This is a genomic window from Ruegeria sp. YKSD163 (genome assembly GCF_059612905.1).
Genome location: NZ_JBXWRM010000005.1, coordinates 201,938 through 217,969 on the forward strand (window position 1 = coordinate 201,938; position 16,032 = coordinate 217,969).

Sequence of the window (16,032 nt, forward strand, 5' to 3'; positions counted from 1 at the left end):
CAAATCAATTCGTTTTTCTGCTCAGTCGCGCTCTGCTACCTTTGCCCCAAGCAGACACGAAGGAAACGCGCCATGCTGGACAAGTCACAAAAACCCACCTGGACCAGTTTCGAAGAGGCCACCCAGGCCGATTGGGACGCGGTGATGGAGTATGAAGAGGCCTATAACGCCGCCCTGCCCGACCGGATACTGGACGCGATCCGCTCGCTGGACGAGGCCTGGACCCCCTACCCGATCAACCGCTATCAGCACTCGCTTCAGGCCGCGACCCGCGCCCATGCGGATGGGGCCGAGGATGAGATCGTGGTGGCGGCGCTGGTGCATGATGTGGGCGATATCCTGTCGCCCTACAACCACGGCGAACTGGCCGCGGCGATGATGAAACCCTATGTCAGCGAGAAATGTTACTGGATCCTGCAACATCACTGCGTGTTCCAGGGGTATTACTACAACCACTACTGGGGCGGCGACCGTAACGCGCGCGACAAGTATCGCGACAGCCCTTATTGGGAGGATGCGCGCTATTTCTGCCATGAATACGACCAATGCGCGTTCGACCCGGACTATCCCACCAAACCGCTAGAATTCTTCGAGCCGATCCTGCGGCGGGTGCTGTCGCGCGGCGGCGGTCACATGGAGCTGAACGAGACCGTCGAAGGATAAGCGACGGATCTGCACCTCACGTCCGTTTCAGATGATATCGAAACGGACGACAGGGAGCGCGCTCATGAAAACCGCTATTCTGGTGGTTGCCATGGCTTTGGCCTCGATCCTGCAACAGTTGGCCCTGCGTGGGGCGGGGCCTCTCTAAGCGCCCGCGCCGCGCCCCGCGCGGCGCCCGGCCCAACGGGAGGGGGTGCATCTGCGATGCGCCTCCGACGGGCGGGAGCCCCCCTGCGGCGAAATGGCCCGACGGATCGGGGCGCATCACCCGTTTGACGCATGAATGCCGTCAAACAGGAGTAACTCTGATGCGCCTTCTCCTTCTCGCTTCGGCCTGTGCCCTTAGCACCGCCGCCCTGGCCCAGGGCACGCCCGGAGCGCATTTCATCGAAAGCTGGGACATGGATGGCGACGGGCTGATCACCGTCGCCGAGATCGCCGAGAAACGCGGCGAGATTTTCGTAATGTTCGACCAGAACGAGGATGGCGCGCTGGATGCCGCCGAATATGACCTGTTCGACGAGACCCGGCGCACCGATATCGAAGCCAATGCCGGCGGCCGCAAGGGGCCGATGGCACTGGTCGATCAGGCGATGGACCGCGCCTTCAACGATGCAGATGGCGATGGCCTGGTCTCGGCCGATGAGTTCACCGCAAAATCCGCCGCCTTCTTCGACATGCTCGACAAGAACGGCGATGGCGTGATCAGCAGCGCCGATTTCAAACCGGGCGGCTGAAACAAGAACGGCCCCGGGGTTCCGGGGCCGTCTCTCATTCTCAAGGGAGGCGTCAGCCGTCCTTGCGGATGGTCTCGTTCTTGGGGTCATAGGGGCTGTCGCAGGTCACGACCGCATCCCAAAGCTGGTCCAGCATCTTGACCTTCAGCTTTGTGCCTTCGACAGCCAGTTCGGGACGAACGTAGCCCATGCCGATCGACTTCTCGAAGGCCACCGAATAGCCACCCGATGTCAGACGACCGACGCGCTCGCCTTCGGGCGTATAAAGCGCCTCGCGACCCCAGGGATCGGCATCGGCAGGCCCGTCGATCAGCAGGGTGCAGCATTTCGAGCGGACGCCCTTGGCCTCCATCTCGGCCTTACCGTGGAAGTCCTTGCCAAGGTCCACGAAACGAGGCAGATCGGCCTCCAGCGGGGTCGCGTCGCGGCCCAATTCGGTGCCAAACGCGCGATAGCTCTTCTCCTGACGCAGCCAGTTCTGGGCGCGGGCGCCAACCAGTTTCATGCCATGCTTTTCACCCGCCTTGGTCAGCAGATCCCAGAGATAGTTCTGCATCTCGATCGGGTGATGCAATTCCCAGCCCAGCTCACCCGTATAGGCCACACGGATCGCGTTCACGGGGCACATGCCCAGTTCGATCTGACGGGCCGACAGCCACGGGAAACGCTTGTTCGAGAGGGCGGTTTCGGGATCGGCGTCCTTGATCACCTCTTTCAGCACGTCGCGCGATTTGGGCCCGGCGATGGCAAAGACGCCCCACTGGGTGGTGACATCCTGGATCTCGATATAGCCGAACTCCTCCATCTTGTCCTCGGCCGCCTTGCGCAGGAAGTCGGCGTCATACTCCGTCCACGCCCCGGCGGAGACGATGTAGAAGTTGTTCTCGCCATTGCGCACGATGGTGTATTCGGTGCGGGTGGTGCCAGCGCTGGTCAGCGCATAGGTCAGGTTGATCCGGCCCACTTTCGGCAGCTTGTTGCAGGTGAACCAGTCAAGGAACTGGGTGGCGCCGGGGCCCTTGACCACGTGCTTGGTAAAGGCGGTGGCGTCGATCAGGCCCACGCCGTTGCGGATCGCCTTGGCCTCTTCGACGGCATATTGCCACCAGCCGCCGCGGCGGAAGCTGCGGGCGTCATGGTCGAAAGTCTCGGGCGCATCGAGCGGGCCGTAATAGTTCGGACGCTCCCAACCGTTGACGAAACCGAACTGCGCGCCCAGCGCCTTTTGCCGGTCATAGGCGGGTGCGGTGCGCAGGGGACGGCAGGCTTCACGCTCTTCATCCGGGTGGTGCAGGATATAGACGTGGCTGTAGCATTCCTCGTTCTTGCGGGCTGCGAACTCGGTGGTCATCCAGTTCGAGCTGTAGCGCTTGGGGTCGAGCGATGCCATGTCGATCTCGGCCTCACCATCGACCATCATCTGCGCCAGGTAATAGCCGGTGCCGCCGGCGGCGGTGATGCCAAAGGAGAAGCCCTCGGCCAGCCACATGTTGCGCAGGCCCGGCGCCGGGCCGACCAGCGGGTTGCCGTCGGGGGTGTAGCAGATCGGGCCGTTGAAATCGTCCTTCAGGCCACTTTCGGCACAAGAGGGCACGCGCTCGGCCATCGCCATGTACTGATCCGCGATCCGGTCCAGATCGAGCGGGAAGAGGTCGGCGCGGAAGCTGTCGGGCACCCCGTATTCGAACCGCGCGGGCGCGCCATGTTCGTAGATGCCGAGGATCCAGCCTCCCCGCTCTTCGCGGGCATAGGATTCGTTGTCGGCGTCACGTACGACGGGGTGCTCCGGGTTGCCCGCCTCGCGCCATTTGACCAGTTCGGGGTCCTGATCCATGACGATGAAGGTGTGCTCAACCGGGATCGCCGGCATCTTGATGCCCAGCAGCTTGGCGGTGCGCTGCGCGTGGTTGCCCGATGCGGTGACGACATGCTCGGCGGTGATCACCACCTGCTCGTCGGAGGGCACGAGGTTGCCGCCTTTTTCCACCATCTTGGTGCAGGTCACTTCCCAATGGGTGCCGGTCCAGTGGAAGGCATCGGCCTGCATCTTGCGCACGATATCCACGCCGCGCTGGCGCGCACCCTTGGCCATCGCCTGGGTCACGTCGGCGGGGTTAATATAGCCGTCCTCGGTGTGATAGATCGCGCCTTTGAGGTCCGAGGTCTCGATCAGCGGCCAGCGTTCCTTGATCTGGTCCGGGGTCAGCCACTCGTATTTGACGCCGCAGGTCTCGGCGGTCGAGGCATAGAGCATATACTCGTCCATACGATCCTGCGTCTGCGCCATGCGCAGGTTGCCGACCACGGCGAAACCGGCGTTCAGTCCGGTTTCCTCTTCCAGGGTCTTGTAGAAATCGACCGAATACTGGTGGATATGGGTGGTCGCGTAAGACATGTTGAACAGCGGCAACAGGCCCGCCGCGTGCCAGGTCGAGCCGGACGTCAGTTCGTCACGCTCGATCAGCATGACATCGTTCCAGCCCGCCTTGGCCAGATGGTAGGCGATCGAGGTGCCAACGGCACCGCCGCCGACGACCAGTGCTTTGACTTGGGTTTTCATGGGACCGCTCTCCGGGTTGAGTCTCTTTGGGATGGTTTATGCCGAAGCCCATTCGCACAAGCCAAGTCCATCCGACGCAAAAACGTGCAAAACCGACCTCCGCCTTGACAACGACGCGCGCGCCCGGTCCAGACATGGTCGCAATTGAGTATTTTGGGCGGAATGAAGGGCCATCACCGCTTCATTCCGCGACAAATACTCCCGCCGGAGGCGAGATTTTTCGTCGAAAAATCTCTGACGTCACACCCGTACCGGTTAGAGAATCTTACCCGGGTTCATGATATTCGACGGATCCAGTGCGGCCTTGATCGCGGTCATATAGCGGGTGGTCGCGCCAAGTTCCTGGCCGAGATAAGCGCGTTTGCCCTGACCGATTCCGTGTTCGCCCGTACAGGTCCCATCCATCGAAATGGCAAGTTCGGCCAGCCAGGCTGTGAACGCTTCGGTCTTGGCGATCTCGTCCGGGTCATCCTTGTCGATGAGCGGCGAGATGTGGAAATTGCCGTCGCCCACATGCCCGACCAGAGGCGCAAACAGGCCGAGTTCCTCGGCCTTGGCAGTGGCCGCATTGACGCATTCCGCCAGCCGCGAAATCGGCACGCACACATCCGTGGCCAGCGCCGTACGGCCCGGGCGCAGTTGCAGCGAGGCCCAGTAGAATTCGTGCCGCGCCTTCCACAGCCGGTTGCGCTCCTCGGTCGAGGTGGTCCAGGCGAAACCACTGCCCTCGTTCTCTTCGGCGATGCTGCCAAACAGTTCCGCTTGTTCGGCGACGCCCGCCTCGGACCCGTGGAATTCCAGCAGCAAGAGCGGCGTTTCCGGCAGATCGAGCTTGGAATAGGCGTTGACCGCCTGCACCGCGATCACGTCCAGCAACTCCATCCGGGCCACCGGGATGCCGAACTGGATCGTGGTCATCACCGCCTGACAGGCGGCATCGACCGTCGGGAAGGAGCAGCGCGCGGCCGAGATCGCCTCGGGGATGCCCTGCAGCTTCAGGGTGATTTCGGTGATGATGCCCAGCGTGCCCTCGGCCCCGATCATCAGCCGGGTCAGGTCATATCCGGCCGAAGTCTTTTTCGCGCGCTGCGCGGTGCGGATCACCTCGCCATCGGGCATCACCACTTCAAGCGCCAGAACGTTGTCCTTCATTGTGCCATAGCGCACAGCGTTGGTGCCGCTGGCCCGGGTCGATGCCATGCCACCCAGCGAGGCATTCGCGCCGGGGTCGATGGGAAAGAACAGGCCCTGGTCGCGCAGGTGGGTGTTGAGCTGTTCGCGGGTGACGCCGGGCTGAACCACGCAGTCGAGATCGCTGGCGTGCACGGCGAGGATATTGTTCATCTGCATCAGGTCGACCGAGATGCCCCCGGCGGGTGCGTTCACGTGCCCCTCGAGCGAAGTGCCGGTGCCAAAGGGGATGACCGGCACCTTGTGTTCGGCGCAGGTCTTGACGATCTCGGACACTTCGGCGGTGGAGGTGGGAAACACCACCGCATCGGGCGGCTGGTTCTCGATCCAGGTGGTGGTGTGGCCATGCTGTTCGCGGATCGCCTGGCCGGTCTGAACCCGGTCGCCAAAGCGCTGTTTCAGGATACCGATCACGGTTTCGATGCCGGTTTCATTACGCGTCAATGCGGTGATCTGAACCATGTCTGTCCCCCCTTGGCCCCGGCGGGCCAGCCCCGCCAAGGTTCATGTGTTAAGTAGAGAGCCGGGTGCTGGCGGGTCAATACCCACAAACCCCGACCGCCCTATTCGCCCATGGCGATGCCTTCGCGGCGGGTATCGGCAGCACCCTTGAGGGTTTCACCGATCTCGATGGCGTGCAGGCCCGAAGTCAGCGCCCGCACCGAGACCTTGTAGCCGAGGCCGGTCAGCGCCTCTTCCATCGCCGCCGCATCGGTGCCCTCTTCCAGATCATAGGTGCCGAAGCGGTTGACCAGATGCGGCGCGTTCAGCGCCTGTTGCACGTTCATGCCCCAGTCGGCCCAGGCGATGATCGCGCGGGCGACATAGCCGATGATACGGCTGCCCCCCGGCGAGCCGATGGCCAGCACCGGCTTGCCATCCTGCATGACGATGGTGGGTGCCATCGAGGAACGCGGGCGCTTGCCCGGCTCCAGCCGGTTGGCGATGGGCACGCCATCGACATGGGTCTTGAACGAGAAATCGGTCAGCTCGTTGTTCAGGAGGAACCCGTTCGTCATCAGCCGCGAGCCAAAGCCGTTTTCGATGGTGGTGGTCATCGACAGCACGTTGCCATAGCGGTCCACGATCGAGATATGCGAGGTCGAAGGCAGTTCGATCGAGATGTCATCAGCCCAGTTCGAGGCATGGTCGAACTCTGGGTTGCCGGGTTCGACACTCTCCAACGCGTTGGGGCCGGACAGCAACTCGCTGCGCGATTTCAAATAAGCGGGATCAACCAACCCCTTGGTGGGCATCGGGACAAAGTCGCTGTCGGCCATGTAGCGGCCCCGGTCGGCGAAGGCGAGGCGCGAGGCATCGCCGATCAACCGCCAGCTTTCGGGGTTTTCGGCCCCCAGCGCCGCCAGGTCATAGGGTTCCAGAAGGCCGAGAATCTGGCCCACGGTCAGCGCACCCGACGAGGGCGGCCCCATGCCGCAAACCTCAAAGGCGCGATAGCTGGCGCAGACAGGTTCACGTTCGATCACCCGGTAAAGCGCCAGATCGGCGCCCGAGAGGACACCGGGATTGCCTTCGGCATTGCGGACGGTGCGCACGATATCGGCGGCGATGGGACCGCCGTAAAAGGCGGCCGACCCTCCCGCGGCCAGCGCCCGCAGGGTGGCGGCATAGGCGGGGTTCTTCAGCGTGTCACCGGCCTTGATGGCCTCGCCACCGGGCAGGAAATAGGTCGCCGTTTCGGGAAAGCGGCCGAGCCTTTCAGCGTCCGCCTCGACCAGACCGGCGAGGCGCGGCGAGACGGTGAAACCGTTTTCGGCCAGCCAGATCGCATCACCAAACAGCGACCCCCAATTGGCCTGCCCCCAGCGGCGGTGCGCCTCTTCCAGCAAGGCGGGCGTGCCCGGCGTGCCGACAGAGAGGCCACCAACCACGGCGTCGAAGAATTTCAGCGGCGCGCCGGTGTCGTCCTGGAACAGGGTCGGTGTCGCTTCGCGCGGGGCGGTTTCGCGGGCATCGAGCGTGGTCATCTGGCCAGTGCTGCCATCATACCAGACCAGAAAGGCGCCACCACCGAGCCCTGAGCTTTGCGGCTCGACCAGGCCCAGCACGGTCTGCACGGCAACCATCGCATCGGCGGCGGTACCGCCCTGGCGCAGCACATTGCCCCCGGCCATGACCGCCAGCGGGTTGGCGGCCGCCACCATCCAATTCTTCGCCTCAACCGGCTGGCCTGCGTCCTTGGCCGCCTGCGCGGCCTCGACAACGGCAGAGAACGGTCTGACCTGACCTGTTGCCGCGCCTTCGGGGGCCACCGTGTCGGCCTCTTGCTGCGCCAGTGCGGCCCCTGCCGCCAGCGCCGAAAGCCAGAGGCCCGCTATCATACCCGTTCGCATCGTCACTCTCCCTGCTGTCGCGTTACCGCGTTCATCCTGACAGCGATGCGGGGACGATACAATCTAAGGCTGTTCGACTCTATCCACCTTGGTGGTTCAGAGCATCGCCGGCACCACCTGATCGGGCGGCCGGTGACCGTCGGCGAAGGTCTTGATATTGATGATCACCTTCTCGCCCATCTCGATCCGGCCCTCCAGCGTGGCCGACCCCATATGCGGCAGCAGCACGACATTGGGCAATTCGCGCAGACGCGGGTTCACCTGGGTGCCGTGTTCATACACATCCAGCCCCGCCCCGGCGATCTCGCCCGCGCGAATCATCCGGGTCAGCGCATTCTCGTCGATGACCTCACCGCGCGAGGTGTTGACGATGACGCCCGAGGGTTTCATCAGCTTCAGACGTCGCGCGTTCATCAGGTGAAAGGTCGAGGGCGTCGAAGGGCAGTTGACCGAGATCACATCCATCCGCGCGATCATCTGATCCAGACTGTCCCACCAGGTCGCTTCCAGCGCATCCTCGACCTCGGGGCGCAGCCGGCGGCGGTTGTGATAGTGGATCTGCATGCCAAAGGCGCTGGCGCGACGGGCCACCGCCTGACCGATGCGGCCCATGCCAAGAATGCCAAGCCGCCGTCCACCGACGCGCCCGCCCAAGAGCGCGGTGGGCGCCCAGCCGGTCCATTCGTTCTTTTGCATAACCGCCAGCCCTTCGGGGATCCGGCGGGTGACGGCGAGAATCAGCGCCATGGTCATGTCGGCGGTGTCGTCAGTCAGCACACCCGGCGTGTTCGAAACCAGAATGCCGCGCTGACGTGCCGTGGCCACGTCAATGTGATCGACCCCAGCCCCGTAATTGGCGATCAGCCGCATCCGCTCGCCCGCCTGTGCCAGCAGGCCCGCGTCGATGCGGTCGTTCAGCGTCGGCACCAGCACATCGGCCTCGCGCAGGGCCGCGGCCAGCTCGTCCCGCGACATTGGCGTGTCGTCATCCCTCAGGCGGACATTGAACAGTTCGCTCAGGCGGGTTTCCACCACCTCGGGCAACCGTCGCGTTACGACAACACTCAGACGTTCTCTTGGCACTTGAGCTCTCCCACGGCTTTGCAATTCGGTGCGCGCCATGGCATCGTGGCGCAGGAGAGAGCGGGGCACAAGAACCCCATGCGCAAATGACGCAGGCTTTTTCCGATTGAGCAGGCAGACAATCCGGCAGGCAGACAGTGACAGGTTTCAACAGTTTCATGCGCCCCCTCGCGGTGGCGGCCCTTTCGATATTCGTAACTTTGGCTCCGGGCACAGCAACGGCCGAAGAGGCCAAGCGTGGCGCGGTGACCAACCTTCCGATTCCCCGCTATGTCTCGATGAAGGCGAACGAAGGCAACGTGCGGCGGGGCCCGTCGCTGACCCATCGGATCGACTGGGTCTTCAAGCGCCGCGACATGCCGTTGCAGATCACCGCGGAACACGGTCACTGGCGCAAGGTGCAGGACCGTGACGGCGCCGGTGGCTGGGTGCATTACGCGCTGCTTTCGGGCGTGCGTACGGTGCTGGTGGAAAAGGACATGATGCCGCTCTATGCCCGTCCCGATCCAGCCTCGCAGGTCGCCGCGCATTTCGAGATGGGCGTGGTGGCGCGGCTGGGAACCTGTACGGACGACTGGTGCCGTATATCTGCCGGCGGATATCGCGGCTGGGCGCCCAAGGCCAGCCTCTGGGGCGTCGCGCCGGACGAGGTCCGAGAATAAGGCGAAATCGCAAAATTTGACCGCGCGCGTGACCGGGTGCCGTCAGCCCGCTTGTCCCCGCCCCCTGTCGAAACATCCCGGATAGAGACCGGCCAGGAACCGCCGCACCAGCGCCGCCGCACCAGCGCGCGAGAATCCCTGCATGTCTGTCAGATAGTTCACCCACATCCCTTCGAGCAAGGCGAGCGTGCCGCTGGTGGCATCATCTGCCAGAGCGGCATCCTGCCCCGCGCGTTCGGAGAGCTCACCAAATGCCTGCCGCAACGTGTCGACCAGCTTCTTGTCCTGGGTGCTGCTGTAGAGCGCGATTCCGGGATGAGAGCTGGCAATGCCGCGAAAGGCATGCCAGATCTTGGTGCTTCGCGGGTTGAGCAGCGTCTCGGACAGGTCGGCGGCAACCACGGCCATGACCCGGTCTTCGGGCGATGCCTCGGGCCCGAGATCGGTCATCCCGTCCAGCGCGGCATAGTATTCGACACTGAATTGCTGGGCCGCCGCCGTGAGCAGATTGTCCTTGCCGCCGAAATGCAAGTGGATCATCCCCCGCGACAATCCCGAGCGTTCGCAGATGCGGCTGACCGAGGTGTCGGTGATGCCGATATCGGCAATCGTGTCCAGAGTCGCCTCAATGAGAAGCCGCTTGTTGGCTTCGGGATCGCGCTTGGCACCACGTTTCCTTGCCCTTGAGCCGGTTGCTTTTTTCAATGAATTCATGCGACTGCGGCCTGCTGTCTGGGTCATCTCACAGGAATATTGACACGAAAGGTCATTCTGGAGCAACATTTAATGGACGATCGTCCATTTGTGGCTCGAAAAACTCGGCAAGGGAGACAGGGTGATCTTTCGCAGCGAAACGTCCCGGGGATACGCCCTGAGCGCGCCAGCCACGCTTTACGTGGGCTTTCTGGTGGCCGCGCCGCTGGTGATTCTGATCGCCTATTCGTTCTGGACCCAGACCTATGTGACGCTCGACCGGACCCCGACGCTCCAGAACTATCGCGACGCGCTGGCCGATCCGCTTGTGCGCCACCTGATGCTGCGTTCGATCTGGATCGCAGGGGCGGTCACGGTGGTGACCGTGGCACTGGCCTATCCCATCGCCTATTTCATCGCGATGAAGGCGCGCAAGAAGACCATCTGGCTTTTGCTCATCACCATTCCGTTCTGGTCCAGCTACCTTCTCCGCGTCTTTGCGTGGAAACTGATCCTGGGTTTCAACGGGGTGATGAACTCGGCGCTGCTGGGCCTTGGACTGATCGACGAACCGCTGGGCTTCCTGCTCTATAATGAATTTGCGGTGGTGCTGACGTTGGCGCATGCCTGGGCACCTTTTGCGATCCTGCCGATCTATGTCAGCCTGCAAAAGATCGACCCCAGCCTGCTGGAGGCCGCCACCGATCTGGGCAACAGCCCGGCGCAACGCTTCTTTAGGGTGACGCTGCCCCTGACCCTGCCGGGTATCATTGCGGCCTGCCTGATCATCTTCATCCCGACCGTGGGCGACTATGTCACCCCGGCGCTGGTGGGCGGATCGGATGGCAAGATGATCGCCAACCTCATTCAGGTGCAGTTCGGGGCAGCCAACAACTGGCCATTGGGTGCCACGCTGTCGCTGATTGCGATGTTGTCGGTGGGCTTTGTCGCCATCGTCTTTGTCATCGCCGGCACATCGCTGGGGAGGCGGATCAGATGAGACGCCCTTCGACCCTGACCGCATATGCCTTTTTGTATCTGGGCTTTCTCTATTTGCCGGTCCTGTTCCTGCCCCTGTTCTCGTTCAACAGCGGCACCATTGTCGCCTTTCCGATCAAGGGCTGGACGCTGGACTGGTATCGGCAGTTGGGCGAACAGGACACGCTGATCCAGGCACTGTGGAATTCGCTGGGGGTCGGATTTGTCGTTGCCCTGCTGTCCACGGCGATGGGTCTGTTCGCCGCACGCGCCTTTGTGAGATACCGGTTCCGGGGCCAGCACGCCGCCGAGGGCCTCGTGATGCTGCCTTTGGTCATTCCGGGGATCATCGTGGCCTCGTCGATGCTGGTGCTGTTTCTGTTTCTCGGCCTCAAACCCTCGCTGTTCACCGTGACGCTGGGCCATACGTTCCTGGCACTGCCCTTTGCGGTCTCGATCCTGAAATCCGCCTTTGATGATTTCGATGCCTCGCTGGAAGAAGCCTCCTATGACCTGGGTGTCGGCGTGTTCGAGACCTTCCGGCGGGTGACATTGCCAGTCGTCGCCCCCGGAATCGTGGCCAGCATGCTGGTCACCTTCACGGTCAGCTTCGATGAATTCGTGCTCGCCTTCTTTCTCTCCGGCAACCAGCCCACCCTGCCGGTCTATATCTGGAGCCAGATCCGCTTTCCCGCCAAGCTTCCCAATGTGCTGGCGCTGGGCTCTATCCTCTTGCTCACCTCGGTCCTGCTGCTGGTGCTGGCCGAGTATTTCCGCCGACGCTCTTCCGCCCGCGAGGTCAGATGACACAGAGAAACATCATAGAACTCAGGGATGTGGAAAAGCGCTATGGCAGCTTCGTGGCCGCCGAAAGCATCAATCTGGACCTCAGGCAGGGCGAATTCTTCTCGCTGCTCGGTCCGTCGGGATGCGGCAAGACCACGGTCTTGCGGATGATAGCGGGGTTTCAAGACCCGACTGCGGGCAGCGTGACGATCGACGGCCAGAACATGGCGGGGGTACCGGCGAACAACCGGCCGACCAACATGGTCTTTCAAAGCTACGCGATCTTTCCGCATCTCAATGTCGGCAACAACGTCGCCTATGGGCTGCGCGGTCGCGTGTCCCGCGCCGAGATCGACCAGCGCGTGACCGAGGCGCTGGAGATGGTCCAGCTCGGCGGCCTTCAGAATCGCGGCGCCAGCGAGCTGTCGGGTGGGCAGCGGCAGCGGGTGGCGCTGGCACGTGCCCTGATCATGCGGCCCAAGGTGCTGCTGCTGGACGAACCGCTGTCGGCGCTGGACAAGAAGCTGCGCGAACAGATGCAGTTCGAGATGCGCAACCTGCAACAATCGCTGGGCATCACCTTTGTCATGGTTACCCATGACCAGTACGAGGCGATGACCATGTCCGACCGGATCGGTGTCATGTTCAACGGGCGGCTCAAGCAGGTCGACACGCCGGCCACGCTCTATGCGCGCCCCTGCGACCGGCAGGTCGCCAGTTTCATCGGCGAGATGAATATCATCGCCGCCGACCTGCTTGACGAGACCGGCGATACGCTTTCGATCGACGCCGCCGCGTTTGGCCGGATGCAAATCGACCGAAACCCGAACGTGCCGAGCCACGCCAGACGGATGAGCATCGGCATCCGTCCCGAACAACTCGAGATCAAGGCCGAGAGGCCCACCGATTATGCCACCGCGGTGCAGGGCACGGTCAGCAATGTCGCCTTTTACGGCGAGAACATCCACTACCACGTTCAGGTTGCAGGCGTCGAAACGCCGATCGCGGTTTCGGTCCCCAACTATTTCCACACGGTCGATTTCAACAGAGGCGATACCGTCTGGCTGGGGCTACTGCCCGCCAGCGTGATCGATCTCGGCAAGGCCACCGAATAATGTCAAAGGGAGGATAGAATGAAACTTCAGGGATTTGCGGCCTTCGCAAGCGCGATGGCGATCAGCACGGCAAGCGCCGGAGCCGGAGGGGCCGATCTAACGGTCTTCGACTGGTCTGGATACGAGGACCCCGGCTTCTTTGCCAGCTACATGGCGAAATACGGGGACGAGGCGCCCAGCTATTCCTATTTCGGCAGTCAGGAAGAGGCCTTTACCAAGCTGATGTCGGGCTTTACCGCCGATCTCGCCCATCCCTGCTCGGACGCGGTGCGCAAATGGGTGGCGGCCGACCTGATCAAGCCGCTGGATGAAAGCAAGCTCACCAACTGGGCCGATATGCTGCCCGAGATCAAGGAGGTCGACGGCATCGTTCTGGATGGCAAGCTCTACATGCTGCCCTTCGAATGGGGCAACACCGGCCTGATCTATCGCACCGACAAGATCGCTGCTGACGCGATCTCGCTGCAACTGTTGGCCGATCCCGCCTATGCTGGCAAGATCTCCATTCCCGATGCGGCCTCGTCGGCCTATGCGCTGGCCTCTCTGGCCACCGGCAACGGCGCCGATTACACCAATCTAAGCGACGAACAGTTCAAGGAAGCGTCGGATTTCCTGCGTGCGATCCATCCGAACATGCGGTTCTACTGGTCCGATGCGGGCCAGCTGGATCAGGCAATGACCAGCGGTGAGATCGAAATGGGCTGGGCCTGGAACCAGTCCGAACTGAACCTGATCTGGAACGAAGTGCCCGCCGCGATGATGCGGGACGTCGACAAAGGTATCGCCACCTGGGTCTGTGGCTATGTGCATCTGAAATCCTCGACCACGCCGGACGAACAGGTCTATGACCTGCTCAACGCGCTCACCGATCCCGCCAGCGGTCAGTACATCATCGACAACTGGGGGTATCCGCATTCCAACACCAAGGCGTTCGAGATGGCCGATCAAGCCAATATCGAAGCCTACGGCTTCTCAGACCCCAAGAGCTTCTTCGAAGGCAGCCTGTTCTTTGACGCGGTCACGCCGGAGCTCGAAGCCAAGATGCTGGCCGAGTTCGAGCGGATCAAGGCCGGGTTCTAACTCACTCACTCTGCCGGGGACGCATGGGCGTCTCCGGCCCCCCAACCGACAGAAAGACGCGCCACATGTCCGACGCGAACCCATACGCATTGCTGTTCGAACCGGTCAGGATTGGGCCGGTGACGGCCCGCAACCGGTTTTTCCAGGTACCCCACTGCACAGGCCTGGGTCATCTGCGCCCGCGCGCCGATGCCGGGGTGCGCGGGATGAAGGCCGCGGGCGGCTGGGCGGTGGTCTCCAATCAGGAGACCGAGATACATCCCACCTCGGACCTGTCTCCCTTTCCCGAGGGGCGTCTTTGGGATGAACGCGACATCCCCGCTCTTCGCCTGATGACGGATGCGGTGCATGAACACGGGGCGCTTGCTGCGATCCAGCTGGTGCATAACGGCAACCACGCAGTCAACCACCTGAGCCGCGCGCCGATCCTGGCCCCCTCCGAGATGAGCGCCGATCTGGCGATGCCGAAACACGCCCGCGCCATGGACAAGACCGATATCCGCGAGTTGCGCCGCTGGCACCGGGACGCGGCGCTGCGCGCCAAACAGGCCGGTGCCGATATCGTCTATGTCTATGCCGGGCATTCCATGTCGATCGCCCAGCATTTCATGCTGCCGCACATGAACACCCGCAGCGACGAATATGGCGGGTCGCTGGAAAACCGTGTGCGGCTTGCCCGCGAGTTGCTGGAGGACACGCGCGAGGTCGTGGGCGACACCTGTGCGGTGGCCTTCCGCTTTGCCATTGACGAGATGCAGGGACCTGACGGCATGCAAGCCGCCGAAGAGGGCCGCGCCGTGGTCGAGTTGCTCGCCGATCTGCCCGACCTGTGGGACGTCAATGTCTCGGGCTGGGACAATGACAGTATCACCACCCGGTTTCAGCCGCAGGACGGGTACCAGAACGACGTACTCACCTTCGTCAAGCAGGTGACGGGCAAGCCGGTGGTGGGGGTGGGCCGGTTGACCTCGCCCGACCTGATGGTGTCGATGGTCAGAAAAGGGATCGTGGACCTGATCGGCGCGGCGCGGCCCTCGATCGCCGACCCGTTCCTGCCGACCAAGATCCGCGAGGGCCGCATCGACGAGATCCGCGAATGCATCGGTTGCAATGTCTGTGTCGCCTCGGACAATCTTGGCATCCCGATCCGCTGCACCCAGAACCCGACCATGGGCGAGGAATGGCGGCGCGGCTGGCATCCCGAAATCATCACCTCGAAGGGCAAGCAGGACGAGGTTCTGGTGATCGGCGGCGGCCCGGCCGGGCTGGAATGCGCCATGCAGATGGCCCGGCGCGGGTATGAGGTGACACTGGCCGAGGCATCGTCCGAATTCGGCGGGCGCGTGGCCCGCGAAAGCCGCCTGCCGGGGCTTTCGGCCTGGGGCCGGGTGATGGACTACCGCTTGAACGACCTGACCCGGCGCGCCAATGTGCGCATGTTCACCAACAGCGCACTGGATGCGGCGCAGGTCGCCGAACTGGGCATCGGCAACGTGTTTGTGGCGACCGGGGCCCATTGGCGCCGCGACGGCATCGGCCGCAACACCCAGCGCCACGCGCCAGATATCGCAGCGAGCGCAACCATCCTGACACCCGACGACATCCTGTCGGGTCAGATGCCCCCTGTGGGCCCGGTCCTGGTCTATGATGACGACAATGTCTATCTGGCGGGCGTGATTGCCGAGAAGCTGGCCATGGCCGGTCTGGACGTGATCTTTGCCACGCCCGAGAGCCTGGTTTCCAGCTTCACCGTGAACACGCTGGAACAGCATCGCATTCAGGCCCGGCTGATCGACCTGGGCGTGGACATCCGCTGCAACCAGACGCTTGTGGCGCTTGGCCCCGACAGCGCCACCTTGGCCTGCGCTTTTACCGGGCGACAACTACCTGTGGCCTGCGGATCAGCGGTGCTGGTGACCGAGCGCATCCGCGAGACGGCCCTGCACGAATCCCTGAAGCCACTGAACCTGACCACGCTCGAGCTGATCGGGGATGCAGCGCAGCCGGGCCTGATCGTCGATGCGGTGTTCTCCGGCCATCGCGCCGCCCGTGATTTCGAACGCCCGCAACAGGATGCCGACAAGGATTGGTTCCGCCGTGAAATCATCGACCTGCGAGAGGAGCTGTGAC

Annotated in this window: 13 protein-coding genes; 8 read left to right on the forward strand and 5 right to left on the reverse strand. The window is 63.0% G+C overall.

Annotation, left to right across the window (positions count from 1 at the left end; genetic code table 11):
• Positions 1-72: 72 nt before the first annotated feature.
• Positions 73-663: an HD domain-containing protein gene (locus AC2FNA_RS09400; protein WP_496825904.1), complete on the forward strand. Its 591-nt coding sequence runs from the start codon at positions 73-75 to the stop codon at positions 661-663.
• A gap of 308 nt (positions 664-971) precedes the next feature.
• Positions 972-1,400: an EF-hand domain-containing protein gene (locus tag AC2FNA_RS09405; protein WP_496825906.1), complete on the forward strand. Its 429-nt coding sequence runs from the start codon at positions 972-974 to the stop codon at positions 1,398-1,400.
• 52 nt (positions 1,401-1,452) lie between these two features.
• On the opposite strand, the gene AC2FNA_RS09410 is transcribed toward AC2FNA_RS09405, so the two are convergent.
• The 4 genes from AC2FNA_RS09410 to AC2FNA_RS09425 all read right to left on the reverse strand — a co-directional run bounded on the left by AC2FNA_RS09410 (position 1,453) and on the right by AC2FNA_RS09425 (position 8,588).
• Positions 1,453-3,960 (reverse strand): GcvT family protein, encoded by a 2,508-nt coding sequence (locus AC2FNA_RS09410; RefSeq protein WP_496825908.1) that lies wholly within the window; start codon positions 3,958-3,960, stop codon positions 1,453-1,455.
• Between the two features lie 255 nt (positions 3,961-4,215).
• Complete coding sequence (locus tag AC2FNA_RS09415; protein ID WP_496825910.1) at positions 4,216-5,613, reverse strand: FAD-binding oxidoreductase; 1,398 nt, start codon at positions 5,611-5,613, stop codon at positions 4,216-4,218.
• A 101-nt stretch (positions 5,614-5,714) separates the two neighbouring features.
• The gene (ggt, locus tag AC2FNA_RS09420; protein WP_496825912.1) at positions 5,715-7,505 is read right to left on the reverse strand and encodes a gamma-glutamyltransferase; all 1,791 of its coding nucleotides are present in this window, start codon (positions 7,503-7,505) and stop codon (positions 5,715-5,717) included.
• A 96-nt stretch (positions 7,506-7,601) separates the two neighbouring features.
• Positions 7,602-8,588 carry a 2-hydroxyacid dehydrogenase gene (locus tag AC2FNA_RS09425; protein ID WP_496825914.1) on the reverse strand — a complete coding sequence of 329 codons (987 nt, stop codon included), beginning with the start codon at positions 8,586-8,588 and terminating at the stop codon, positions 7,602-7,604.
• Positions 8,589-8,746: 158 nt separating this feature from the next.
• Here AC2FNA_RS09425 and AC2FNA_RS09430 point away from each other — a divergent pair, with 158 nt between their 5' ends.
• A complete protein-coding gene (locus AC2FNA_RS09430) occupies positions 8,747-9,250 on the forward strand; it encodes an SH3 domain-containing protein (protein ID WP_496825916.1) in 504 nt (167 codons plus the stop codon).
• Between the two features lie 42 nt (positions 9,251-9,292).
• Here the strand turns inward: AC2FNA_RS09430 and AC2FNA_RS09435 are convergent, their stop codons facing one another.
• Positions 9,293-9,955 carry a TetR family transcriptional regulator C-terminal domain-containing protein gene (locus AC2FNA_RS09435; protein ID WP_496825918.1) on the reverse strand — a complete coding sequence of 221 codons (663 nt, stop codon included), beginning with the start codon at positions 9,953-9,955 and terminating at the stop codon, positions 9,293-9,295.
• A 133-nt stretch (positions 9,956-10,088) separates the two neighbouring features.
• On the opposite strand from AC2FNA_RS09435, the gene AC2FNA_RS09440 reads away from it, so the two are divergent.
• The 5 genes from AC2FNA_RS09440 (at position 10,089) to AC2FNA_RS09460 (ending at position 16,031) form a co-directional block, all read left to right on the forward strand.
• Positions 10,089-10,943 carry an ABC transporter permease gene (locus AC2FNA_RS09440; protein WP_430539050.1) on the forward strand — a complete coding sequence of 285 codons (855 nt, stop codon included), beginning with the start codon at positions 10,089-10,091 and terminating at the stop codon, positions 10,941-10,943.
• A complete protein-coding gene (locus AC2FNA_RS09445; protein WP_496825920.1) occupies positions 10,940-11,728 on the forward strand; it encodes an ABC transporter permease in 789 nt (262 codons plus the stop codon). The genes AC2FNA_RS09440 and AC2FNA_RS09445 overlap by 4 nt, the downstream gene beginning before the upstream one ends.
• The gene (locus AC2FNA_RS09450) at positions 11,725-12,822 is read left to right on the forward strand and encodes an ABC transporter ATP-binding protein (protein WP_496825922.1); all 1,098 of its coding nucleotides are present in this window, start codon (positions 11,725-11,727) and stop codon (positions 12,820-12,822) included. The genes AC2FNA_RS09445 and AC2FNA_RS09450 overlap by 4 nt, the downstream gene beginning before the upstream one ends.
• Before the next feature lie 18 nt (positions 12,823-12,840).
• The gene (locus AC2FNA_RS09455) at positions 12,841-13,902 is read left to right on the forward strand and encodes an ABC transporter substrate-binding protein (RefSeq protein WP_496825923.1); all 1,062 of its coding nucleotides are present in this window, start codon (positions 12,841-12,843) and stop codon (positions 13,900-13,902) included.
• A 65-nt stretch (positions 13,903-13,967) separates the two neighbouring features.
• Positions 13,968-16,031, forward strand: coding sequence for an FAD-dependent oxidoreductase (locus AC2FNA_RS09460; RefSeq protein ID WP_496825925.1), 2,064 nt, complete (start codon positions 13,968-13,970; stop codon positions 16,029-16,031).
• The last annotated feature ends 1 nt before the right edge of the window (position 16,032 follow it).